The sequence below is a fragment of the Oceanobacillus aidingensis genome (genome assembly GCF_042654105.1).
In the GTDB taxonomy this organism is placed as follows: Bacteria; Bacillota; Bacilli; order Bacillales; family Amphibacillaceae; genus Oceanobacillus; species Oceanobacillus oncorhynchi.
Genome location: NZ_JBHSFT010000001.1, coordinates 224,433 through 248,169, shown reverse-complemented (window position 1 = coordinate 248,169; position 23,737 = coordinate 224,433). Strand labels below are relative to the sequence as shown.

Annotated in this window: 20 protein-coding genes; 15 read left to right on the top strand and 5 right to left on the bottom strand. The window is 40.1% G+C overall.

Going from position 1 to position 23,737, the window contains the following annotated elements; all coding sequences use genetic code 11:
* The first annotated feature begins 1 nt into the window (after position 1).
* From ACFO3P_RS01065 to ACFO3P_RS01045, 5 genes are all read left to right on the top strand, one after another.
* Positions 2 to 934, top strand: coding sequence for a YybS family protein (locus ACFO3P_RS01065; RefSeq protein ID WP_379542108.1), 933 nt, complete (start codon positions 2 to 4; stop codon positions 932 to 934).
* Between the two features lie 126 nt (positions 935 to 1,060).
* A complete protein-coding gene (locus ACFO3P_RS01060; RefSeq protein WP_193063756.1) occupies positions 1,061 to 3,046 on the top strand; it encodes a DHH family phosphoesterase in 1,986 nt (661 codons plus the stop codon).
* Entirely contained in the window at positions 3,043 to 3,489 is a 447-nt protein-coding gene (rplI, locus tag ACFO3P_RS01055; RefSeq protein ID WP_042528708.1) for a 50S ribosomal protein L9, read from the top strand. The genes ACFO3P_RS01060 and rplI overlap by 4 nt, the downstream gene beginning before the upstream one ends.
* Before the next feature lie 99 nt (positions 3,490 to 3,588).
* Positions 3,589 to 4,953 carry a replicative DNA helicase gene (gene dnaB, locus ACFO3P_RS01050; RefSeq protein WP_042528710.1) on the top strand — a complete coding sequence of 455 codons (1,365 nt, stop codon included), beginning with the start codon at positions 3,589 to 3,591 and terminating at the stop codon, positions 4,951 to 4,953.
* A gap of 472 nt (positions 4,954 to 5,425) precedes the next feature.
* Complete coding sequence (locus tag ACFO3P_RS01045) at positions 5,426 to 7,042, top strand: glutathione ABC transporter substrate-binding protein (RefSeq protein ID WP_193063755.1); 1,617 nt, start codon at positions 5,426 to 5,428, stop codon at positions 7,040 to 7,042.
* Positions 7,043 to 7,233: 191 nt separating this feature from the next.
* Here the strand turns inward: ACFO3P_RS01045 and ACFO3P_RS22860 are convergent, their stop codons facing one another.
* The 5 genes from ACFO3P_RS22860 to ACFO3P_RS01020 all read right to left on the bottom strand — a co-directional run bounded on the left by ACFO3P_RS22860 (position 7,234) and on the right by ACFO3P_RS01020 (position 11,615).
* Positions 7,234 to 7,476 carry a transposase gene (locus ACFO3P_RS22860; protein WP_465263089.1) on the bottom strand — a complete coding sequence of 81 codons (243 nt, stop codon included), beginning with the start codon at positions 7,474 to 7,476 and terminating at the stop codon, positions 7,234 to 7,236.
* 177 nt (positions 7,477 to 7,653) lie between these two features.
* Positions 7,654 to 8,676 (bottom strand): ABC transporter ATP-binding protein, encoded by a 1,023-nt coding sequence (locus ACFO3P_RS01035; RefSeq protein WP_042528714.1) that lies wholly within the window; start codon positions 8,674 to 8,676, stop codon positions 7,654 to 7,656.
* Positions 8,651 to 9,697, bottom strand: coding sequence for an ABC transporter ATP-binding protein (locus ACFO3P_RS01030; RefSeq protein ID WP_379542107.1), 1,047 nt, complete (start codon positions 9,695 to 9,697; stop codon positions 8,651 to 8,653). Before ACFO3P_RS01030 ends, ACFO3P_RS01035 begins: the two co-directional genes overlap by 26 nt.
* 39 nt (positions 9,698 to 9,736) lie before the next feature.
* Positions 9,737 to 10,693 carry an ABC transporter permease gene (locus tag ACFO3P_RS01025; protein ID WP_042528717.1) on the bottom strand — a complete coding sequence of 319 codons (957 nt, stop codon included), beginning with the start codon at positions 10,691 to 10,693 and terminating at the stop codon, positions 9,737 to 9,739.
* A 16-nt stretch (positions 10,694 to 10,709) separates the two neighbouring features.
* On the bottom strand, positions 10,710 to 11,615 hold the full coding sequence (locus ACFO3P_RS01020; RefSeq protein ID WP_042528720.1) for an ABC transporter permease: 906 nt from the start codon (positions 11,613 to 11,615) through the stop codon (positions 10,710 to 10,712).
* 358 nt (positions 11,616 to 11,973) lie between these two features.
* Between ACFO3P_RS01020 and ACFO3P_RS01015 the strand changes: the two genes are divergently transcribed.
* The 10 genes from ACFO3P_RS01015 to ACFO3P_RS00970 all read left to right on the top strand — a co-directional run bounded on the left by ACFO3P_RS01015 (position 11,974) and on the right by ACFO3P_RS00970 (position 23,544).
* A complete protein-coding gene (locus ACFO3P_RS01015) occupies positions 11,974 to 12,501 on the top strand; it encodes a DUF2812 domain-containing protein (RefSeq protein ID WP_379542106.1) in 528 nt (175 codons plus the stop codon).
* A gap of 372 nt (positions 12,502 to 12,873) precedes the next feature.
* Positions 12,874 to 14,073, top strand: a complete 1,200-nt coding sequence (locus ACFO3P_RS01010) for a quaternary amine ABC transporter ATP-binding protein (protein ID WP_256705433.1) — start codon at positions 12,874 to 12,876, stop codon at positions 14,071 to 14,073.
* Positions 14,066 to 14,911, top strand: a complete 846-nt coding sequence (locus ACFO3P_RS01005; RefSeq protein WP_042528727.1) for an ABC transporter permease — start codon at positions 14,066 to 14,068, stop codon at positions 14,909 to 14,911. Before ACFO3P_RS01010 ends, ACFO3P_RS01005 begins: the two co-directional genes overlap by 8 nt.
* 94 nt (positions 14,912 to 15,005) lie before the next feature.
* On the top strand, positions 15,006 to 15,902 hold the full coding sequence (locus tag ACFO3P_RS01000; RefSeq protein WP_368901821.1) for a glycine betaine ABC transporter substrate-binding protein: 897 nt from the start codon (positions 15,006 to 15,008) through the stop codon (positions 15,900 to 15,902).
* A gap of 333 nt (positions 15,903 to 16,235) precedes the next feature.
* Positions 16,236 to 17,525, top strand: a complete 1,290-nt coding sequence (locus tag ACFO3P_RS00995) for an adenylosuccinate synthase (protein WP_256705432.1) — start codon at positions 16,236 to 16,238, stop codon at positions 17,523 to 17,525.
* A 430-nt stretch (positions 17,526 to 17,955) separates the two neighbouring features.
* The gene (gene yycF, locus ACFO3P_RS00990; RefSeq protein ID WP_042528733.1) at positions 17,956 to 18,660 is read left to right on the top strand and encodes a response regulator YycF; all 705 of its coding nucleotides are present in this window, start codon (positions 17,956 to 17,958) and stop codon (positions 18,658 to 18,660) included.
* A gap of 6 nt (positions 18,661 to 18,666) precedes the next feature.
* A complete protein-coding gene (gene walK / locus ACFO3P_RS00985) occupies positions 18,667 to 20,493 on the top strand; it encodes a cell wall metabolism sensor histidine kinase WalK (protein WP_256705430.1) in 1,827 nt (608 codons plus the stop codon).
* Positions 20,490 to 21,794: a YycH family regulatory protein gene (locus ACFO3P_RS00980; RefSeq protein WP_042528737.1), complete on the top strand. Its 1,305-nt coding sequence runs from the start codon at positions 20,490 to 20,492 to the stop codon at positions 21,792 to 21,794. The genes walK and ACFO3P_RS00980 overlap by 4 nt, the downstream gene beginning before the upstream one ends.
* Positions 21,795 to 21,796: 2 nt before the next feature.
* On the top strand, positions 21,797 to 22,744 hold the full coding sequence (locus ACFO3P_RS00975) for a two-component system regulatory protein YycI (protein WP_379542105.1): 948 nt from the start codon (positions 21,797 to 21,799) through the stop codon (positions 22,742 to 22,744).
* A complete protein-coding gene (locus ACFO3P_RS00970) occupies positions 22,741 to 23,544 on the top strand; it encodes an MBL fold metallo-hydrolase (RefSeq protein WP_193063747.1) in 804 nt (267 codons plus the stop codon). The genes ACFO3P_RS00975 and ACFO3P_RS00970 overlap by 4 nt, the downstream gene beginning before the upstream one ends.
* The last annotated feature ends 193 nt before the right edge of the window (positions 23,545 to 23,737 follow it).

Here is a 23,737-nt window from a genome sequence, read left to right as displayed (position 1 = left end):
TATGAACCAATCGAGAAAAGTTACCGAAGGAGCATTAATGATTGCCATTGTTATGGTTTTGTTGGTGGCTTCTTTCTTACCGATACTTAGTTTAATCAGCATGTTTGTACTGCCTGTTCCTTTTATATTCTATGTGAAACGGCATGGGGTGAAGGCAGGTCTTATAATGACAGTGGCTGTTGCGATTATATCTACATTGCTGATGTCTATGATGATACTGCCAGGTGTGCTTATTGCTGCAGCAGGCGGTATTTTTATCGGCTATGCCATGTATAAAAGGAATACAGCATATGAAACACTGGCCCAAGGAACATTCGGCTTTATTGTTGGGATGCTTTTGGCTTTTGTTTTTATTCAAATACTGTTGGATGTTAATATTGTATCTGAATACGAAAACATTGTGGAAGACTCTGTCAGTATGAGTGCATCCATGATAGAAAGTGTCAATCCTTCGCTGAACGAAGAAGATATCACCGCATTGCAAGAGACACAAATTAGCCTACTGAAGCAATTAATTCCTACCTTTATGGTTGTATTTGCTCTAGCTACGGCATTTATTACGCAATGGATCAGTTATAAGTTATTAAATCGGATAGAGAAAGAGAAATTTTCTTTTCCGCCATTCCGTGAATTACAATTTCCGGGTGCAATTATTTGGATTTATCTGTTAGCATTAATTTTATCTGTTATCGGTTTTGAAGAAGGAAGCACCATGGAATTTGGAGCGCAGAATTTATTGATGATTGTCGGGATTGCTTTGATGCTGCAAGGATTTTCATTTATTTTTTACTTTGCACATATCAAACGTATAGCCAAAGCAGTTCCTATTTTGATTGTTATTACAACGATTCTTTTTCCAGGAATTCTTCTTTATTTCATCCGAATCTTAGGTATAATTGATATAGGTTTCCGGTTAAGAGGGCGGTTAAAATAAAAAAGAAGCAGGCTTATAGAGCAACCCGAGATTCCCGCACCGAAAGCCATAAAATAATTGTTCGGTCTAAGAATAAGTACAGGAAAAAAACAGAAAGACTGTTGGACTTTGAAGGAGCTGAATGCCGTGCCAGATTTACAGAATAGACCAACATTAAGCAAGCATGTATGGATGATTTATATCTTTACATTTCTATTGCTTTTATATGTTTGGTACTATCAATGGATAGTTGGCTTAATAATGACAGTTGTCTACGCTGCTTCATTTTACTATAGTATTCGAACGGAAAGAGTGCTTCTGGATGAAGCGGAAGAATATATATCGACGATTTCTCATCGAGTGAAAAAAGTTGGTTCTGAAGCTTTATTAGAGATGCCGTTTGGAATTGTTCTATACAATGATAACTTTCAAATAGAGTGGTCGAACCCATTCATGAATCAGTTTAAAGCAAGCAAGGATACCATTATTGGTGAATCTCTTAATCAGTTATCGGAAGACTTAATCCCGATGATTATAGAGAACAGAGATGAAATATGGGTGGAAATTGGAGATTACACCTTTCTGTGTGTGATAAAAAAGGAAGAGAAACTGCTCTATTTCCTTGATCGTACAGAGCATCAAAAACTGAAGGACCGTTACTATAATGAACAAACCGTACTTGCTATTATCTTCTTAGACAATTATGAAGAAATCACTCAAAATATGGATGATACAGCTAAGAGTCAATTGAACTCACAGGTGACGGCTGTTTTGAATAACTGGTCCAGTCATTATGGACTCTACTTGAAACGAACATCACAGGAACGATTTTTAGCTGTTGGGAATCTGGAAATTCTCGAAGAGCTGGAAAAAGTTAAATTCTCTATTTTAGATGAAGTCCGGGAAATGAAAGGATCTGAAAGCAATCCAGTCACATTGAGCATCGGGGTCGGTGCTGGAAATATGACGCTGCCGGAGATTGGTGAAGTAGCCCAGTCCAGCTTAGATTTAGCCTTAGGCCGGGGCGGCGATCAGGTGGCTATTAAGGATGAGAATGGAAAAGTACGTTTTTACGGCGGAAAGACCAATCCGATGGAAAAACGTACCCGTGTACGGGCACGAGTGATATCCCATGCGTTAAAAGAGTTGGTTCGTGCCAGTGATAATGTTATTATTATGGGGCATAAATCACCTGATATGGATGCCATTGGTGCAGCTATCGGTGTATTAAATATTGCTAAAACAAATGATGTACCCGGTTATATTGTGTTTGATGAGAATGATGTGGAGACTGGTGTTTCCCGCTTGATAGACCGTATTCGTGAGGATGGAGAGCTTTGGGATCAATTCATCTCACCGGAAGAAGCAGAGGATCTCATGATTGATCAGCAGAGTTTATTGATCATTGTGGATACCCACAAACCGAGCATGGTTGCAGTAGAAAGTTTATTGAACTATACCGATTATAAAATTGTTATCGACCATCATCGCCGGGCAGAGGAATTTGTTGATAATCCTACGCTTGTCTACATGGAGCCTTATGCATCCTCCACAGCAGAGCTTGTGACGGAGCTCCTGGAGTATCAGCCCAAAGGAGTGAAGCTGAAAGTACTGGAAGCTACAGCACTTTTAGCTGGGATTATCGTTGATACGAAAAGTTTTACGCTGCGTACCGGATCAAGAACATTTGATGCGGCTTCGTATTTAAGGTCACAAGGCGCTGACACGGTATTAGTCCAGCATTTACTCAAAGATGACTTAGAGGTATTTATCGAACGCAGCAATATTATTGAAAGAACACAAATTTATAATGACTATATTGCGATTGCGACAGCGCCGAGCGGAAGAGCATATAACCCTGTGCTGATTGCGCAAGCAGCGGATACCTTACTGTCTATGGTAGGTATCACGGCTTCCTTTGTTATTTCGGAAAGAGCAGACGGCAGAATCGGAGTCAGTGCACGGTCGCTGGGGGATGTCAATGTACAGGTCATCATGGAACAAATGAATGGCGGCGGACATTTAACCAATGCAGCAACGCAAATAGAAGACAAAACCATTGAGGAAGTCAAAGAAATGCTTGTTGAGATTATTGATGAGCTGGAGTATAAAAAAGGGAGAGATTCAGAATGAAAGTTATTTTCTTAAAAGATGTTAAAGGGAAAGCAAAAAAAGGCGAAGTGAAAAATGTTCCTGACGGCTATGCCCGTAACTTCCTGTTCAAAAATAAACTGGCAGAAGAAGCTACTTCCGGGAATCTGAAAGCACTTGATGCGAAAAAGAAAAAACAAGATCAATTAGAAATAGAAGAAAAAGAAAATGCCATTCAATTAAAAGACAAACTTGCTGATTTAACGGTTGAGCTGGAAGCAAAATCTGGAGAAAATGGACGCTTATTCGGTTCCATAACCAGTAAACAGATTTCAGAAGGATTAAATAAACAGCATGGCTATAAAATCGATAAGCGCAAGCTAGAATTAGATGAGCCAATCCGTGCGTTGGGTTACACAAATGTTCCCGTTAAATTACATCCGGAAGTATCTGGCTCTGTAAAGGTTCATGTAAAAGAAAAATAAATAGGATGACATTCGGAAATAAACAGAGGAAAAAGAAATTGGCAGAAAAATTGTGTGCCGATTTCTTTTTTCACTTAACTAGAATACGGAGGAGAGGTAATGAGTGCGTCTTTGAATGATCGTACACCACCGCATAATTTAGAAGCAGAGCAATCTGTTTTAGGCGCTGTTTTTTTGGAGCCGACCGCCTTTGTACAGGCTTCGGAAATTTTGATTCCGGAAGATTTCTACCGTGCGAGTCATCAGCTTATTTTTACAGCGATGATGACCTTGTCTGAGCGCGGGGAACCGATTGATGTTGTAACAGTTACCACGTTTTTAAATGACCGGAAACAGCTGGAGGAAGCAGGCGGTGTCTCCTACTTAACAGAACTGGCAGAAAGTGTGCCGACTGCAGCTAACGTAGAGTATTACAGCAGAATTGTAGAAGAAAAATCAACCCTGCGCAGCTTGATTCGAAAAGCAACAGACATTGTGACGGCCTCTTTTGAAAAAGAAGATGAGGTTGAAGATGTTTTAAATGATGCAGAAAAAAGTATCCTGGAGGTTTCTGGACGAAAAAATTCAGGAGCTTTCAAAAATATAAAAGATGTCTTGATTGATGTATATGATAATATTGAACAGCTTCACCAGCAAAAAGGTGATGTAACAGGCGTTCCAACGGGTTTCTTGGACTTAGACCGCATTACATCAGGCTTTCAGCGGAACGATTTGATTATTATTGCGGCGCGTCCTTCCGTAGGGAAAACAGCCTTTGCATTAAACGTAGCGCAAAACGTTGCCGTAAAAACAGATGAAAATGTAGCTATTTTCAGTCTCGAGATGGGCGCGGATCAGCTCGTTCAGCGTATGCTTTGTGCGGAAGGAAATATTGACGCGCAGCGTTTAAGAAACGGACAGCTGCAAGCAGATGACTGGAGTAAGCTGACGATGTCGATGGGGTCCCTGTCGAATGCAGGAATTTATATTGATGATACGCCAGGCGTACGTGTCAATGAAATTCGTTCCAAGTGCCGGCGCCTGAAGCAGGAGCATGGGCTTGGGATGATTCTGATTGATTATTTGCAGCTCATCCAGGGAAGCGGCAGCTCGAAGGAAAACCGTCAGCAGGAGGTTTCCGAGATTTCCCGTGCGCTAAAAGCATTGGCCAGGGAGCTGGAAGTGCCATTGATTGCATTATCTCAGCTCTCCCGTGGTGTGGAGTCCAGGCAGGACAAGCGCCCAATGATGTCGGATATCCGTGAATCAGGAAGTATTGAGCAGGATGCGGATATTGTAGGTTTCTTATATCGTGATGATTATTATGATAAAGAGACAGAGAAAGAGAATATTATTGAGATTATTATTGCGAAGCAGCGTAATGGTCCAACAGGAACCGTAGAGCTAGCCTTTGTAAAAGAATATAATAAATTCGTGGACTTAGATCATCGTTATGGAGAGGGAGATATTCCGCCGGCGATGTAGATAATAGAGGTACTTTTGATTTTTCATATGAGAAAGTCTATTTCTGTGTCACTTAGATGAGACTGTTGAACGTATAATGGTCCAATAATGAATACTAGTGTGGGAAGAGGTGTCTTGTAAGATGGGCATCTCTTTTTTGTTTTATGAAAGGAAAATAGTAGTGCTTTCAGATGAATCGACAAAATAAGACAATGGAACTAGATTATTTTACAAGAAGTTAACAAATTAAAAAGAGTATAATGAGTGATTCTATGTTCTATGTAAAGCTATAAAAGACTGATATAGAGGGGAACAGACATGTATTTCTTTTCTGCTGGTAAATAGAGTGTAAGTGCTGGGATACAAATAGATTACAGTTATATTAAGATATTTCAAAATTTTAGTAAATTAATACTATTATTGAATTTATCTGGGAGATAGATTAGAATAGAGTAGTAAGACAAATATATTCTAATTTGAGGGGAGTACGAATATGAAATTGTCAAAAAAGTCTTTATTATTGCTAATTTTCGGTCTTTTACTTAGCGTTGTTTTGGTAGCGTGTGCAAGCGAGCCAGATGAAGGCGGTAACAGCGATTCGGATGGAGATGGAGAAGGCACTTCCGAAGAAGCTGCTGAGGGCGGCGAGCTTGTTATTGCCAACCAGTCAGATGTTGTTTCAATGGACCCGGCAGGTTCAAACGATACACCATCTAGTAACGTACAGGCAAATATCTTTGAAACACTTGTAACTTTAGATGAAAATATGGAATTACAGCCTGGTCTTGCTACAGAGTGGGAAGCAGTAGAAGATAATGTATGGGAGTTCAAATTACGTGATGATGTAACTTTCCATGATGGCTCGGAATTTAATGCGGAAGTAGTAAAAGCAAATATTGAACGTATTTTAGATGAAGATGTAGCTTCTCAGCGTTACTTCCTTTATGAAATGGTAGAGGATATAGAAGTAGTGGATGATTATACTGTACGTTTTACGACAGAATATCCATTTGCGCCATTCCCTGCACATATTGCACATAATGGCGGTGGAATGACATCGCTTGAAGTAATTGAGGCAGACTATGAAGCAATGGAAAATGGAGAAGAACCGGGAAGCTATATTAATGAGAACCCGATTGGTACAGGCTTCTTTAAATTTGATTCATGGAATTCAGGTTCCGAAGTTCGTTTAGTGAAAAACGAAGATTATTGGGGAGAGCCGGCTCACCTTGATTCCGTTGTATTTAAGGTTGTAAGTGAAGCGAATACGCGAGTAGCTGAGCTTGAAACTGGAGATTCACATATTATTGATCCTCTGGGACCAAGTAATATGGCTCAGGTTGAAAATTCAGAAGGAATCCATGTAGCACCGCAAGAAAGTGTCAGCGTATCTTATATTGGATTTAACGTAGAAAAAGAACCATTTGATGATCCGAATGTGCGTCAAGCAATCAATATGGCAATTGATAAAAGCCAGATTATTGATGGTATTTACGAAGGAGTTGGAATCCCGGCTGTTGGGCCATTAGCACCGGCAGTATATGGTTATGACGAGGATGCACCTGGTTTAGAATATGATTTAGAAGAAGCGAAGCAATTGTTAGCAGATGCGGGCTATGAAGATGGCTTCTCGACAACGCTTTGGACAAATGATACACAAGAGCGTATAGATGCTGCTACCAATGTTCAAGCTCAATTACAAGAATTGAATATTGATGTAGAGGTTGAAGTACTTGAATGGGGCACGTATTTAGAAAGAACAGCTCAAGGAGATCATGATATGTTTGTACTTGGCTGGTCTACTGTAACTGGGGACGCAGATTATGGATTATATCCATTATTCCATTCGGAAAATATCGGTGAGCCTGGTAACCGTTCTTTCTTACAAGATGAGGAATTAGATGAAATGCTTGAAGCTGCCCGCCGTGAAGGAGACGAAGAGACACGTCTGCAGCTTTACAGCGATATCCAGACAGAACTTACAGAGCTTGCGCCAATGCTTTATCTGCACCATCAAGAATTCTTGCTTGGTGTGAATGATAATGTACAAGGCTTAACGCAATCGCCAACTGGAATACTTCAATTACATGATGTATCTTTAAATCAATAATGAAATGAATAAACAGCTGTTTTTCTGATAGAGATAAGCAGCTGTTTTTTGTACATAAAAAAAGTCACATGATTCATATCATGTGACTCAGCTTGTAGAGAAAGTATGGTATTTTCTCTGCAAGCTTTTTTATATGGTTAAAATAATCAAGAGAAAAATAAGATATATCATGAAAATAAACTCCCATCTACCTATCCTTGCTTGGATAGGTAGATGGCAATCTTCTTCATATTCTGGCAGGCTGCGGTGAGTAATACTTGCTCTCCCGCATTCTGCAATCCCCTCAACCTGCAGTAGCGAAGTCCATGCAGCTCTTTAGAGTCTGCAAAACTTCGCTCTACTTTTTCAATAATAAAAGAGAAATCAATGTATTTATCTATTTTCCGTAGTAAATGGTCTTGGGGGACTAAATCTTCTAAACAAACAAATTCCATTTCATTTTGCATGTGTTTTCTCGTGTGAAACAAGCTCATCACCGCCTTTGTTTGGTACTTCTATTATACCAAATAATTACGGTCAATTGGGGCTGTTTCCCACATAAAAATAGACTGCCGAGGGTTTCTCGACAGCCTGAGTCACATGATTCATATCATGTGACTTTTACGATATAATTACGCATTAACCGTCGGCTGATGTTCACCAGAACGGATAGCTTCCATATGGTGACAAGCTGCACGATGTCCGTCTTTCATACCTTCTGTGTTACGCAGTTCAGGCACCTTTGTACGGCAGATGTCCGTGGCAAAAGGACAGCGTGTGTGGAAGCGGCAGCCTTCAGGAGGATCAATCGGAGAAGGCACATCTCCTTTTAGCGTAATACGTTCTTTTTTGGCTTCCAAATCCGTACTAGGGATAGCAGAAAGAAGTGCTTTCGTGTACGGATGCATGTTATTGGTAAATAATGATTTTTTATCAGCTATTTCAACAACTTTTCCTAAATACATTACTATAATACGGTCAGAAATGTGACGTACAACACCTAAATCATGTGAAATGAAAAGATAAGTCAGTTTAAATTCACGCTGCAGCTTTTTCAGCAGATTGATAACCTGTGCCTGAATAGACACATCAAGTGCTGACACAGCCTCATCAGCAATAATTAATTTCGGATCAACAGACAGTGCTCGGGCAATCCCGATACGCTGTCGCTGCCCGCCGCTGAACTCGTGTGGATGCCGGTCAATCTGGTGGGCGCCAAGGCCTACTGTCTCCATCAACTCCTTCACACGATCATTTCTTTCATGTTTAGGAACCGCATTTTGAATTTCCATTGCTTCGGTTAAAATTTGCCGGACAGTGTGGCGGGGATTAATCGATGCATATGGATCCTGAAAAATAATCTGCATATCTTTACGAAATTTATTCATTTCTTTTTTATTTAGCTCAAGAATATTTGTACCATCAAATTCTACTTTTCCATCAGTAGGTTCATCTAATCGGAGAACAGCTCGTCCGGTTGTCGATTTTCCACAGCCAGATTCTCCTACGATACTTAGTGTTTCTCCTTCATACACTTCAAAGGAGATATCGTCTACTGCCTTTACGTGATTGACGGTGCGGCCAAAAAACCCGCCTTTAATCGGAAAATATTGTTTTAAGTCATCTACTTTAAGAAGTACTTTTTGATTGTTCATGAACGTTCACCTCCGGATCTCCGTCCCATTCATCAGAATAAATCCAGCAACGAATTTGATTACCCTCTTCATCCGTTTCTAAGTCAGGTAATTTATTTCGGCATAAATCGGTAGCAAATGGACATCTTGGCGCAAAACGGCAGCCCTGCGGCATATCAGCTGGACTTGGAACAGATCCTCTAATCACTGCTAAATCGCCATCTACGTCTTGGTCGTGTTGTGGAACAGATTGCATCAAACCAACGGTATATGGGTGTTTTGGTTCTGTAAATAAGGTCTTTTTATCGGTGAATTCGACCACTTTCCCGCAATACATAACGGCAACATAATCACAAGTTTCTGCCACAACACCGAGGTCATGGGTAATTAATAAAATACCCATGTCCAATTTTTCTTGCAATTCTTTCATTAAATCTAAAATCTGTGCTTGAATTGTTACATCCAATGCGGTTGTTGGTTCATCAGCAATCAATAGTTCTGGGTTACAGGCAAGCGCGATTGCGATCATCACACGCTGGCGCATTCCTCCAGATAACTCAAATGGATACTGATTGATACGTTTTTCTGGGGAAGGAATTCCTACCAGCTTTAACATCTCAATGGATTTCTTTTTTGCTTCCTTTTTGCCAAGACCTTCGTGAATGCGGAATGATTCACTGATCTGCTGGCCGACTGTAAAGGTAGGGTTCAAGGAAGTCATTGGTTCCTGGAAAATCATTGATATTTCATTGCCTCGAATTTTGCGCATCTGTGCTTCGCTCTTATCTAAGAGGTTTTCTCCTTTGAAGAGAATTTCTCCACCTTTAATCTTACCTGGTTCTTCGATAAGACGGAGAACAGATAAGGAAGTAATACTTTTTCCGGAACCAGACTCTCCAACGACACCAAGTACTTTTCCTTTTGGAATATTAAAGGAAACACCATCTACAGCCTTTACTTCTAAATCTTTTGTGAAGAAAGAAGTCTGTAAATTTTTAATTTCTAGTATATTATCATATGAAGGGTTTGGTGCACCTGTCATAGTAAGCAGCTCCTTTCGAAATCTTGTAATGCAAGAATACTAATCTAAATCAATCCGTTTGTTCAAGAACCTGTAAGCAACATCGACAATTAAGTTTACAAGAATGAAGAGAAGAGATGCGACTAAAACGGTTCCTTGAACAACCGGGAAATCACGGGCTTGGATAGAATCGATAATCAATTTTCCCATTCCATTAACGGCGAATACAGACTCTGTTAATACGGCTCCGCCAAGAAGTCCGCCAAATTGTAATCCAACTACGGTAACAATAGGGATTAATGCATTCTTTAATGCATGTCTATAAATAACGATTTGCTCTTTTACCCCTTTGGCACGGGCGGTTCGAATATAATCTGAGCCGATAACATCGAGCATGCTGGAACGTGTCATACGTGCAATAATGGCAGCACTTCCTGTACCTAATGTGATTACAGGTAAGACAATTTGGCTGAAGCTTCCCCAGCCGGAAGGACTGAACCATGCTGTGTTATTAAAGAAAGGTACCCAGGATGGCAAATCAATTCCAATTGCAAACCACTGAATTAACATTAACCCAAGCCAAAAGTTAGGCATCGATAAACCAAATAAAGCGACAATCATAATAGTAGTATCGATGGCTGTATATTTACGTGTAGCAGAAATAATACCTGCAATTAATCCTAAAAAAACAGCTAAGATGGTACTATAGATGGCAAGCTCAACGGTTACCCAGAATCGGGCCCCAATTTCGGCTGAAACATCTCTACCGCTTCGCATAGAGGTTCCTAAGTCGCCTTGGACTGCACTGGTTACATAATTAAGATACTGCGTGGGTAAAGGGTCATTTAAACCTAATCGTTCTCTGATATTTTCAATTTGTTCCTGTGGTGCGCCTTCTCCAGCGATTACTTGTGCTGGATCACCCGGAACTAAATGCATCATGCTAAATACTAATATAGATACACCAATTAGGACGGGTATCGTTTGTAAAATACGTCGAATGATAAATTGAATCAAAATCGTTCACCTCTTTCTATTCTCTCGTTTTTGGATCAAATGCGTCACGTAATCCATCTCCAAGCATGTTAAATGCCAATACAGCTACGACAATAGCAAGCCCAGGAAATAACGCTACATGAGGTGCATTATATAAGTAATTTCGTCCATCACTTAACATGGCTCCCCATTCTGGTGTAGGAGGCTGTGCGCCCAATCCTAAGAAGGAAAGCCCCGCAGCTGACAGAATCGCTGTAGCAATACTTAACGTAGCCTGAACGATAATTGGAGAGGTGATATTAGGTAAAATATGTTTAAAAATAATTCTGGAATCACTGGCGCCCAGCGCTCTCATCGCATCAATATACTCCAGCTTTTTCACAGATAAAGTAGATCCACGAACAATTCTGGCAAATATCGGTACAGAGGAAACAGCAACCGCGATAACAACATTAACCATGCTTCCGCCTAAAACCGTAACGATCGTTAATGCTAATAGAATACTAGGGAATGCTAATAAAATATCCATGAAACGCATGATAATACTATCTATCCGTTTGCCGTAATAGCCTGCGATAATACCGAGAAATACGCCGGCAGTTGCTCCCAGTAAGATAGAGAAAAAACCTATCATCAGTGTTAATCCGGTGCCTTGGATTACCCTGCTGAATATATCTCTCCCAAAGTTATCTGTCCCAAACCAATGATCAGATGAAGGGGTAGCTAATTTATTGGTTACATCTTGATCGTATAGAGGGTCGTAGGGGGTTAAGTATGGGCCGATAAGAGCGATAATGATAAGTAAAATAATTAAAATTCCGCCGACAACAGCCGACTTATTTTTCTTCAGTTTATTAAAGACGCTTTTCCAGCTTTTAAGACGGGGATTAGGCTGCTTGACAGCTATCTCCGGCTTTTCAATATGTTCGTTTGAACGACTCATCGGTTTATTTCATCCTTTCTCTCGTGTTATAGGTCAGTCTCGATTATATCATGAAAAGACTTAGAGAAATATAAGTCATTTGAAAATCCTTAGAAAATGCATGGTTTTGGAAACTATCAAAAAACGGGAAGCGTTGGTATAAAAGGGTTTACACAATTGGATAAAAAAGGAAACTATTTAAATTCGTAAAAATAGATTTAATATGAAAATTGTCATTAGTTAAAAAATGAAAGCGTTATCTTTTTGTTAATAAAATCATTTTTCTGTCATATTTTATGATTACTAGGAAGAATCGCGGGAAATCTTGTATAATGATACTAATTTAAATTTAGATGTCATTATACAGAGGTGAAAAATCATGAAAAAGAAATTAATTTGGAACCCTGCTAGATTTTTCTTTCATTATATAGGAACAGAAAAATTAGAAGCTCTTGCAAAGGAAGGATGGGTAGTAGAAAGGTTACGATTAGGCGGTCTGCTTTTTCAATTAACAGAAGATAAACCGAAAGAAGTACAATATCATCTGGAGTTTCAGCCTATTCAAAAGGTGGAGGAAGATACGCCGCCATTAGAAGAAGGTTGGGAGCTTGTCGATACAGTAGATTATACTCAAGTTTATCAAGGCTCATCGGAAGCGCTGCCGAAAGAAACGTCGTATAAACTGCTGCTGGGACAGTTGCGCCAAGAAGGGTATTCCCTCGGAAAATATACAATTATCTCAATTTTGTTTTTAGTGTCTTTCTTTATTTTACATATGAGAGCGGACTGGGCTTTGATACAAATGATTCTGCTAGGCGGGATAATGATGCTGTCCATCACAGCTATTTTGATGCTGACTTTATATATTGTAAATAAGTTCCGACAGCATAATTTAAAAAATATGTAATATCGTAGTTTCAATTGTAACAAAATGGTAATTTTTCAGAAATAAATGTTACCAATTGTAAAATAAGTGAAGCATTTAAAAGTATACAGAAGGAAAAGGCAGGAAACGTCGATTTATATGGAATAGAAGGAATTTATTGCTTAAAACTATTAGAATACCGTAAAATAAGCGGTTTGAGGTTTAATAGGAACTTAACTATAATTAGTATTGTTGCCTTGAAACAGGTAAATACATCTATGTGGATGCCATAAAATAAATGAGTCAATCGTCGGTTCATTTATTTTTAATTTCAGCATAAATGGTTCGGGAGTACCAAAGATTATTTTAATTTTAGAAGTACTACAAATCAAAACAAAATAGAGAGGTGATTATATGGCAGTAGTAGAAGCAAAAAACCTGTCTAAAATCTTTGGTAAAAATATCGGCCAATCTATCAAAATGTTAGATCAAGGTATGTCCAAAGAAGAAATACTGAAAAAGACAGGTAATACTGTCGGGGTCAATCGTGCCAGCTTTTCAGTTGAAGAAGGCGAAATATTCGTAATAATGGGGCTTTCCGGAAGTGGTAAGTCAACCCTGGTTCGATTAATAAATCGATTAATAGAGCCGAGCGAAGGATCTATTCTAATTGATGGAAAAGAACTGGCGACATTAGATAAAAAAGCATTAAGACAAGTACGTCGTGAAAAATTAGGAATGGTATTCCAGCAATTCGCACTTTTCCCGCACCGCACGATTTTACAGAACGCAGCGTTTGGTTTAGAGGTACAAGGAGTTGATAAATCGGAACGGGATAAAAAAGCGGAGGAATCCTTAAAGCTTGTTGGACTAGGTGATTATATGCATCAGAAGCCTGGCCAGTTATCAGGCGGTATGCAGCAGCGTGTAGGGCTGGCTCGTGCGCTAGCGAATGACCCAAAAGTATTATTAATGGATGAAGCTTTTTCTGCGCTTGATCCGCTTATCCGTAAAGAAATGCAGGATGAGCTGATTGATTTGCAATCCTCCATGAAGAAAACCATTGTCTTTATTACACATGACCTGGATGAAGCGCTTCGTTTAGGGGATCGTATTGCGTTAATGAAGGATGGAGCTATCGTTCAAATTGGAACTCCAGAAGAAATTCTGATGAATCCTGCGAATGATTACGTTGAGAAATTCGTAGAGGATGTGGACCGCTCGAAGATACTTACAGCAAGCCATATTATGAAGCGGCCGGAAACAATCAATATAGCGAAGCACGGTCCGCGCGCAGCATTAGAAAGAATGCGCAGGGAAGGTATTTCCAGCATTCTCGTAGTGGATGAAAACCGCCGTTTACAGGGCTATGTGACAGCAGATGACGCTTCTGAGGCACGTAAAAAAGAAATAACAGATATTAAAGAAATTTTACAAACAGATATTTTAAGAGTAACCCCAGACACACCAATGCAAGATATTTTCTCCATGATCTATGATACGCCGGTTCCCATTGCAGTTGTAGAAGATAACGGGCGGTTAAATGGAATTATTGTTCGCGGTGCTGTATTAGCCGCGCTTGCAAATGATGGTGAGGTGAACTTAAATGCTTGATTTTATTGATCAAATACCTTTATCCGAATGGACAGAGACTGCGACAGATTGGATTCAAGATACCTTTGCCTTTCTTTTTGAACCAATCAAAGATCATCTTGGTAATTTTATGGATTTTGTATCTTCAGATGTTCTAGCAGGTATTCCGCCAATTATATTTATCTTGATTGTTGCTGTAATTGCGTTCTTTGTTTCTGGTAAAAAACTTGGATTAGCTGTATTTTCTATCGTGGGTCTATGGTTTGTTTATAACCAGGGGTTATGGGATGCGCTGATGTCTACAGTAACATTGGTTATTTTAGCAAGTTTACTATCTGTCATTGTTGGTGTTCCTGTAGGAATATTAATGGCAAAAAGCAAAATTGCTAATACGATTTTTACACCAATTCTGGACTTTATGCAAACCATGCCGGCATTCGTATATTTGATCCCGGCAGTAGCTTTCTTCGGAATCGGGATGGTTCCTGGTGTATTCGCATCCCTAATTTTCGCGACACCGCCGACGGTCCGTTTTACAAACTTAGGGATTCGTCAGGTTTCTAAGGATTTAATTGAAGCATCTGATGCATTCGGTACGACCGGATCACAGAAACTATTTAAGGTAGAACTGCCTATGGCAAAAGGAACCATCATGGCTGGTATTAACCAAACAGTTATGCTTGCGCTGTCTATGGTTGTTATCGCGTCAATGATTGGTGCGCCGGGGCTTGGAAGTCAAGTGCTTTCTTCTCTTCAACGTGCGTCTGTCGGTACCGGATTTGTGGCTGGTATCGGAATCGTTATTTTAGCGATTATTATTGACCGTATTACACAAAATATGAATAAAGGAAAAGAATAAATTTGTGTGGCAATCTTTTTATGAGGGAGGCTATCCCCTCTCATGAAAAGTGTCTATATAGAAAACAAAATTTAAGAAAAGGGGAGTTTTAATTATGTCTAAATGGAGTCTTAAGCGTGCTGGACTTATCGGTTCATTAGCACTTGGACTAGTTGTTGCCGGCTGCGGAAGTGATGACAGCAATGGCGGAGATGATGATTCTGCAGAAGGCGGAGTAGAGGGAGACATTGATTTAGCCTATGTAGAATGGGATACGGAAGTAGCTTCCACACATGTTGTAGCTAAAGTATTAGAAGATGTAGGCTATGATGTTACAACGACACCGCTTGATAATGCGGTTATGTGGGAAGCTGTTGCAACTGGTGAAGCAGATGGGATGGTAGCTGCATGGTTACCTGGAACACATGCGGAACAATTCGAAGCTTATGGCGATCAAGTAGAACAGCTTGGACCTAACTTAGAAGGAGCAGCAATTGGTCTTGTTGTACCTGAATACATGGATGTAGATTCGATTGAAGATCTTACAGATGAAGCTGGTCAAACGATTACAGGTATTGAACCAGGTGCAGGTGTTGTAAACGCTGCAGAAAATGCTGTAGAAGAATATGATAATCTGGAAGATTGGACTGTACAGACTTCCTCCAGCGGTGCAATGGCAACAGAATTAGGTAATGCAATTGATAATGAAGATGATATTGTTGTAACTGGCTGGTCTCCGCATTGGAAATTCCAAGCTTATGATTTAAAATATCTTGACGATCCAGATGGCGTATTCGGTGAAGCAGAAACGATTGAAACCATGGTTCGTGAAGGACTAGAAGAAGATGCTCCAGAAGCATACCAAGTACTAGATAATTTCCATTGGGATACAGCTGATATGGAAGAGGTTATGTTAGATATTAATGAAGGAGCTTCTCCAGAAGATGCAGCAGCTGACTGGGTAGAAGCTAATCAGGATAAAGTAGATGAGTGGACAGAAGGTATTGAATAATTCATGTTGTCTATTCAGAAAGGCGGCTCCAAATTATGTTGGGGCTGCTTTTTTCTATGTTTATAGGTGAAATCCGAACTTTTCTTTGCCTTTTACATTATTAAGTTCGTTTTTCTTTAACAAAAACGATAAAAAAGACGAATGAAGCGAATGATAAAGTCAAAATGAAAAAGTAATGTTCGTGTTTTACATTGACGTGTCTTTTTATTACTGATAAAATACTACGTGGTAAGTGAAAAGCAAATGTTGATAAGTAATTGTGCTGTTATGATGAATAAAAAATTCATGCAGGGCAAGAATCTTCATATATAAAACCAATTTTGGAGGTGCACGATGTCCTCAGTAGTAGTTGTAGGTACGCAATGGGGAGATGAAGGGAAAGGTAAAATTACTGATTTCTTATCTCAAAATGCAGAAGTAGTTGCTCGTTATCAAGGCGGAAATAACGCTGGTCATACGATAAAATTTGATGATGTAACATACAAGTTACATTTGATTCCATCTGGGATTTTCTTTAGCGAGAAGACATGTGTTCTAGGAAACGGAATGGTTATCGATCCTAAAGCATTCGTAGAAGAAGTTGCTTATTTACATGAGCGCAATGTTTCTACAGAAAATCTTCGTATCAGTAATCGTGCGCATGTGATTCTTCCCTATCACTTGAAGCTGGATATTCTTCAAGAGGAGGAAAAAGGCGAAAATAAAATCGGTACGACGAAAAAAGGAATCGGCCCTGCTTATATGGATAAAGCGGCACGTGTCGGTATCCGCATTGCTGATTTAATGGACAAAGAAGTATTCCACGGGAAATTAGTGCAGAACTTAAAAGAAAAGAATCGTTTATTCGAAAAAGTATATGAGTCTGACCCCATGCTGGTAGAAGATATTCTCGATGAATATTTTGAATATGGACAGCAAATGGCTCCTTATGTTGTAGATACATCGGTTGTGTTAAACGATGCAATTGATGAAGGAAAACGTGTCCTGTTCGAAGGCGCACAAGGGGTTATGCTTGATATTGACCAAGGTACGTATCCATTTGTAACATCTTCTAACCCGATTGCCGGCGGTGTAACTATCGGTTCTGGTGTAGGGCCTTCCAAAATCAATCATGTCGTAGGTGTGTCAAAAGCATATACAACACGCGTTGGTGATGGTCCTTTCCCAACAGAATTACATGATGAAATAGGAAACCAAATTCGTGAAATTGGCCGTGAGTATGGTACAACAACAGGCCGTCCGCGCCGTGTAGGCTGGTTTGATAGCGTCGTTGTCCGTCATGCCCGCCGTGTGAGCGGAATTACAGATTTATCTCTCAACTCAATTGATGTATTAACAGGTATTGAAACATTGAAAATCTGTGTTGCCTATCGCTACAAAGGGGAAGTCATCAAAGAATTCCCGGCAAGCTTAAAAGCATTAGCAGAATGTGAACCGGTATATGAAGAAATGCCAGGCTGGACAGAGGATATTACCGGAGTGAAGACATTGGATGAACTTCCAGCCAATGCGCGCCACTACCTAGAGCGGATTTCTCAGCTGACAGAAATTCCATTATCCATCTTCTCTGTAGGCCCAGATCGTTCGCAGACAAATGTCGTAAGAAGCGTGTACCGTCCATAATAAACTAAGAAATGTATCAAAAAAGAGCTGATGATGAAAATCAGCTCTTTTTTGCATGTGAAGAAACTGTAAAGAATTTAAGGAAAAATCATATCCAAATTCCCCCAATCTCTATCTTTCTGTTCTGCCTACAAGACATAAACGCGAATTTACGTTAAAATAGAAGGAAGCAATTTGTCTAGAAAATCAGGTTGTATAAAGAATTGCAATTATAGGTTAACTGATTTCATGTTATACTTTCGTTATTTACAATAAAGAGAAAATGAGATTTTAAAATATAAACTGGCGGGAGAAAAAGCCGGGGACATCTAAGAAAAAATATTTTTAGGGGCAGTAAGCCTACCCTATGAAATTATGGAAGCGCCTCTCACTTATCTGTCTCCCTATATGGATAATAAAGAATTATAACTAAAAAAAGGATGTGCAAGCAATGAGTCAAAAAATATTAGTTGTCGATGATGAACAGCCAATTGCTGATATATTACAATTTAATTTAGAAAAAGAAGGATACCAGGTAGTGGTAGCGAATGATGGCGATACTGCAATTGAACTTGCAGAAACAGAGCGTCCTAATCTTATTCTATTGGATATTATGCTTCCTGGAAAAGACGGAAATGAAGTATTGCGTGAGGTACGTAAAACACAAAGTGTCCCTGTGATTATGCTGACTGCAAAAGATGCTGAAATCGATAAGGTGCTCGGATTAGAGCTTGGTGCAGACGATTATGTGACCAAACCATTCAGTAATCGTGAATTAATTGCGCGCGTGAAAGCAAATCTGCGTCGTGAAAATGTACCTGCAGAGGAGCCGTCAAAAACAACCAAGGATATTGTGATTGGCGATTTAGTCGTCCATCCCGATGCATATGTTGTTTCCCGCAAAGGCGTAGAGATTGAATTAACTCACCGTGAATTTGAATTATTACATTATTTAGCACGCCATATTGGACAAGTTATGACACGTGAACACTTATTGGAAACCGTATGGGGCTATGATTATTTTGGTGATGTGCGTACGGTTGATGTAACGGTTCGCCGTCTGCGTGAAAAAATTGAAGAAAATCCTAGTAACCCATTATGGATTGTCACAAGAAGAGGTGTCGGCTATTATTTGCGCAGTCCTGAACAGGAGTAAGGCAATATGAATAAAGTTGGTTTTTTTAGATCAATCCAGTTAAAGTTTATTATTATTTATATCCTTCTGTTGATTTTAGCTGTACAGGTTATCGGCTCTTTTTTTACACAACGGCTGGAACAAGATTTAACGGATACGTTTAAGGCATCGATCACGGAGCGTGTGGAGATGTTGAGCTATAATCTGGAACAAGCTTTTGCGAGAGAGCGTTCGGAAGACGAGCCGAGTTTAGAACAGGAAATTCAATCCATCATTGATGATGTGAATACCGAGAATGTAGCGACAACCATTTATGTTTATGATCGTCAGGGCAGGATTCTCGGGACAAACCAGATTGATGAGCAGGGAGAGGTCGGCAAGAAATCTACAGATATCGATGTACAGAATACGATCTTTTTTGAACAATCCCAGCGGAGTACGTATTTTGACCGGCAAACCGACAGCAGAGTGCATGTCCATGTGGAGCCGCTGATTGGAAATGGAGAGGCAGTTGGAGCGGTGCAGTTCACTGCTTCTTTGGAAGAGGTCTATGACCAAATCGAAGGAATCAATAATATCTTCCTGCAGGGTTCTGTTTTGGCGATAAGTATCTCTGCCATCCTCGGGGTACTCGTGGCGCGTACAATTACCAAGCCAATCAAGGAAATGCGTGAGCAAGCACTGATTATGTCGAATGGAGACTTCACACAAAAACTGGACGTTTATGGACGGGATGAAATTGGACAACTTGCCGAAACCTTTAATGATTTAAACAGCAGGCTGAAGCATTCTTACGCTACGATTGAAGAAGAGCGAAGGAAGCTGAGCTCTGTTCTTTCGTATATGAGTGACGGGGTAATCGCAACCGATCAGACGGGAGCAGTCACATTGATGAATGATGCTGCGGCCAGAATGATTGGCTCCAATCCGGATGATATGATTGGAGATGATCTCATCGATGTGCTTAACCTGGAAGAGAAAATCGTCGATATTAGCAAGCTGTCCGACAGCGGTTCGATGATTATCGATTTCAGTGATGAAGAAACACCGTTTATCATACGTGCAAACTTTTCGACAGTTGTGGATGAGGAAGAAGAAGTGACAGGGTTTATTACTGTTATCAGCGATGTTACGGAGCAGGAGAAAATGGAACAAGAGCGAAGAGACTTTGTATCGAATGTATCTCATGAACTCCGCACGCCGCTGACGACCATGAAAAGCTACTTAGAAGCATTGTCTGACGGTGCTTGGGAAAATAAAGAAATTGCGCCGCGCTTTTTAGAGGTTACACAGAAGGAAACGGACCGGATGATCCGGATGGTAAATGATCTGCTGCAGCTGTCTAAAATGGATTCAGATGAATTGCCGATGCATAAGGAAAGAACAGAATTCATGGGTTATGTACATCAGGTCCTCGATCGTTATGAAATGAATTTGCCGGAAACGATTACGCTGGAGCGCCAGATACCAAAAGGAAAATCGTTTGTATGGATGGACCGGGATAAGGTAACACAGGTATTTGATAATATTATTACCAATGCTTTTAAATACTCGCCAGAAGGTGGAAAAGTGCGTGTGAATCTGGATGTAAGACGTCATATGGTCATTATCAGTATTCAGGATGAAGGAATGGGGATTCCATATGACAAGCTCGATAAAATATTTGATCGTTTCTACCGAGCCGACCGCGCTAGAACAAGAAAATTTGGCGGAACCGGTCTTGGTTTAGCAATTACAAAAGAACTTGTAGAGGCTCATCATGGAAAGATTTGGGCCCAAAGTAAAGAGGGACGCGGTACGACAATCCTATTTACCTTGCCACTCATGGGCTCGAAGCGGGGGAGAGGCAGATGAAATTAGAGACTGCAAAATCATTATTGCTGATTATTTTAATAGGAACGAGTCTGGTTCTCACGTTCGGGATGTGGAATTATCAGGCGGAATACAGGCCATTAAACGATGTCGAATCGATTGATGAAGTGGATCTGGGCGGTGAAGAACAGGAGATAAGTGATCTTGTAAAGCCGAATGATGTGGTTTTTAAAATGAACGGCGAATTCTCCAGCTATAAGGAACCAGAGGATAGTATGCAGTTTTTTGAAGATATCCGGCAATGGGAATTGACGGATATACAAAGGAATGATTTAGAAGAAGACACTGAATCTGGTGCAGAAGTAGAAATTATTTTCCCGACGGAGGTCCCGTTATCTTTGTTCGATACGATCTTAAATGTCGACAGTACATTGACGAATAACACGAATTTCTATGTGGATCGATTTTCTATCGAGCTGCAGGAAGAGGAAGAGGTTTTACACGTTCAATTTGTTTCAGCAGACAGGGAAGAAGTTGTGGAAGGTACGATCTACTCCAGAACAAGCTATGACGAGCTGCTGTCGATATTTGGGGAGCTGACGGAAGATGAGTATGAGGAAAAACAGTTATTGACCGATGCAGCCAGAGATATTTATATTCCAAAGGAAAAGAAAGCATTAACGTCTTATACGTATACCTTCGACTCCATTGAAGCGGTCGATATCAGAAATATTATGTTCAGCAACCCGAATGTAGTCAGTGTATCAGAGACAGCTCCTGGATCGATTATGTATCGGACAGATAATAGACAATTAAATATTGCCGGCTACGGGATGCGGTTTATTGATGTTGCGGAAAGAAATACGGAGCAGGTGGATAACAGCGTTTTACAGCAAAGCTTAAATAATATTAACGCACATCGAGGCTTTACAGGAGATTATCGCTTAGAAGGCTTTACAGAAGATAGTATTGCTTACCGGATGTACCAATTTGAATATCCTGTTGTGAATAATTCATATATGGATTTATCTACCATCTATCAGGAATGGCAAAATGATCAATTAAGCAAATATAATCGTTCTCTGGTATCGCTCAATACCGTGGTCAATACCTCGGAAAAAGAGTTGAGGAGCGGCGAAGAGATTATGAACAGCATTCAGCAAAATGAAAATACAGCAGATATCCAAGATGTTCAGATTGCCTACCGTTTAACGATTGAAACCGATGATAATGGAGATTATGTGCTTTTAGAGCCTAATTGGTATCAGAAAGTAAATAACAGCTGGTCAGTGGTACCAGAGCCAAATACAAACACACAGCAAAACTTAGAAGGAGGAAGTTGAGGATGCAATGGTCACATATTAAAACGCTGTTTATTCTCAGTTTCCTTGTCTTAAATATTTATTTGCTATTTCAATTTATTGATAAGCAGCAGGATATGGATATTCCAGAGCTGGAGGTTAATGATTTGAATCTGGACGAGCAGCTGGATCAAGAAAATATTACTGTTTCTGCAGACACTGATTTTGAAGTTCCTGAGCTGAGCTATATTTCATCCACTCAAAAGGAATTTACCCAAACGGAAATCAGGGAATTAAATGATATAGATGATATCGATGCGGCGAAGAGTGTGGATAATAAGTTGTTAACCGTGGAATTTTCTTCTCCATTGGAGATTCCGGAAAATTTGGAGCGGGGAGATTTGTCTGATTTGGTCAGCCCGTATGTGTTAAATGCTTCTGAATTCAGTTTTGGCACATGGAATCATGATTTAAATATTATCGTCTTTTATCAAAATAAAGAAGGATACCCGCTTTATTTAAATCAGCATGCAATGCTCACCTTCTATGTGAATGATGACAGAGAGATTACGCATTATACGCAAACGATGGTCGGTGACGCAAGTACACAGGGGAGCACCAGCTTAAATACACCTAAGATTGCCATTGGTACGCTTCTTCATAATCGCTTTTTAAATGCCGAAGAAGAAGTGACAGATGTCACGTACGGGTATTATTCCAGAATTGAAGAAGAAGGAGAAGGGACGCAGGTGTTTGCACCCACCTACAAAATCACGGTAGCTGAAGAAGACGAAGAAAATGATTATTTTGTCAATGCTGCAGAGTCGTTTACGTATCCGGGAAATTATACGGAATATTTTACAACAAAGATGTTTGAGGAAAAATATTTACAAAAGCTTTATTCCATGTCAGAGGATGATGAGGAAATAGCGGATGACCTAATTTCCATTATAGAGGATAAGATTGAGCTTTATAGGAGTGAGCCAGAATGAGTTTACGTTTTAGTGTGCTTGCCTCAGGCAGCACAGGAAACGCCTTTTATATTGAAACAGAACAACAGCGCCTATTAGTAGACGCAGGGTTAAGCGGAAAAAAGATGGACGGGCTTTTTCAGGGAATCGATGTGGATCCGTCACGCCTCGACGGAATCCTTGTAACACATGAGCATAGCGACCACATTAAAGGTCTGGGCATTTTTGCGCGAAAGTATCAGCTGCCCATCTATGCAAATGAAAAAACATGGCAGGCAATGGAGCCTTCTCTCGGAAAGCTGACCATCGACCAAAAATTTCAGTTTGATATGGGATCCGTTCGAAGCTTTGGAGATATCGAGGTCGAATCATTCGGAGTGTCTCATGATGCGGCAGAGCCAATGTTTTACACCTTCCGCAATAACGGACAGAAAGTAGCGCTTGTAACGGATTTAGGATACGTATCCGAACGTATTAAAAAAACGGTCGAGGACGCAGACGCTTATATATTTGAAGCAAATCATGATGTAGAGATGCTGCGGATGGGACGTTATCCATGGAACGTAAAACGCCGCATTTTAGGTGATTCCGGACATATTTCCAATGAAGATTCCGGACTTGCTTTAACCGATGTTATTTCTAACCGTACGAAGCGGATTTACCTGGCTCACCTGAGTCTGGATAATAATATGAAAGACCTGGCGCGTATGTCTGTCAATCAGGTTCTGACCGAGCGCGGAATCGATGTAGAGCTGCATGACACTGATTCGGAAGCGCCAACGCCATTATATGATGTCGGCGCTGTAACCGAGCGTGTATAAAGAAAATAAAGTAATGATCAAAGATACAGAGGTCTGTAATGGGATAAAAATTTCATTTGTGCATAAACTGAAATTAATTCCCTCTTGCAGACCTCTGTTTTGAATTCTGGAGGCTGATCTCGGAGCCCATGGAAAGCGTAGTGTATTTTTGTAGCGGTCGCTTACAGCAAATTAATATCTAGTATGTTACCCA

Excerpts from the sequence above, each read along its gene's own strand:
- ACFO3P_RS01015 (WP_379542106.1), top strand. The coding sequence starts at position 11,974 with ATGAAAAAGAAATTAATTTGGAACCCTGCTAGATTTTTCTTTCATTAT.
- ACFO3P_RS00975 (WP_379542105.1), top strand. The coding sequence starts at position 21,797 with ATGCAATGGTCACATATTAAAACGCTGTTTATTCTCAGTTTCCTTGTC.
- ACFO3P_RS01065 (WP_379542108.1), top strand. The coding sequence starts at position 2 with ATGAACCAATCGAGAAAAGTTACCGAAGGAGCATTAATGATTGCCATT.
- ACFO3P_RS01000 (WP_368901821.1), top strand. The coding sequence starts at position 15,006 with ATGTCTAAATGGAGTCTTAAGCGTGCTGGACTTATCGGTTCATTAGCA.
- walK (WP_256705430.1), top strand. The coding sequence starts at position 18,667 with ATGAATAAAGTTGGTTTTTTTAGATCAATCCAGTTAAAGTTTATTATT.
- ACFO3P_RS00970 (WP_193063747.1), top strand. The coding sequence starts at position 22,741 with ATGAGTTTACGTTTTAGTGTGCTTGCCTCAGGCAGCACAGGAAACGCC.
- ACFO3P_RS01035 (WP_042528714.1), bottom strand. The coding sequence starts at position 8,676 with ATGAACAATCAAAAAGTACTTCTTAAAGTAGATGACTTAAAACAATAT.
- ACFO3P_RS00995 (WP_256705432.1), top strand. The coding sequence starts at position 16,236 with ATGTCCTCAGTAGTAGTTGTAGGTACGCAATGGGGAGATGAAGGGAAA.
- ACFO3P_RS22860 (WP_465263089.1), bottom strand. The coding sequence starts at position 7,476 with ATGGAATTTGTTTGTTTAGAAGATTTAGTCCCCCAAGACCATTTACTA.
- ACFO3P_RS01045 (WP_193063755.1), top strand. The coding sequence starts at position 5,426 with ATGAAATTGTCAAAAAAGTCTTTATTATTGCTAATTTTCGGTCTTTTA.
- ACFO3P_RS01010 (WP_256705433.1), top strand. The coding sequence starts at position 12,874 with ATGGCAGTAGTAGAAGCAAAAAACCTGTCTAAAATCTTTGGTAAAAAT.
- ACFO3P_RS00980 (WP_042528737.1), top strand. The coding sequence starts at position 20,490 with ATGAAATTAGAGACTGCAAAATCATTATTGCTGATTATTTTAATAGGA.
- rplI (WP_042528708.1), top strand. The coding sequence starts at position 3,043 with ATGAAAGTTATTTTCTTAAAAGATGTTAAAGGGAAAGCAAAAAAAGGC.
- yycF (WP_042528733.1), top strand. The coding sequence starts at position 17,956 with ATGAGTCAAAAAATATTAGTTGTCGATGATGAACAGCCAATTGCTGAT.
- ACFO3P_RS01005 (WP_042528727.1), top strand. The coding sequence starts at position 14,066 with ATGCTTGATTTTATTGATCAAATACCTTTATCCGAATGGACAGAGACT.
- ACFO3P_RS01020 (WP_042528720.1), bottom strand. The coding sequence starts at position 11,615 with ATGAGTCGTTCAAACGAACATATTGAAAAGCCGGAGATAGCTGTCAAG.
- ACFO3P_RS01030 (WP_379542107.1), bottom strand. The coding sequence starts at position 9,697 with ATGACAGGTGCACCAAACCCTTCATATGATAATATACTAGAAATTAAA.
- dnaB (WP_042528710.1), top strand. The coding sequence starts at position 3,589 with ATGAGTGCGTCTTTGAATGATCGTACACCACCGCATAATTTAGAAGCA.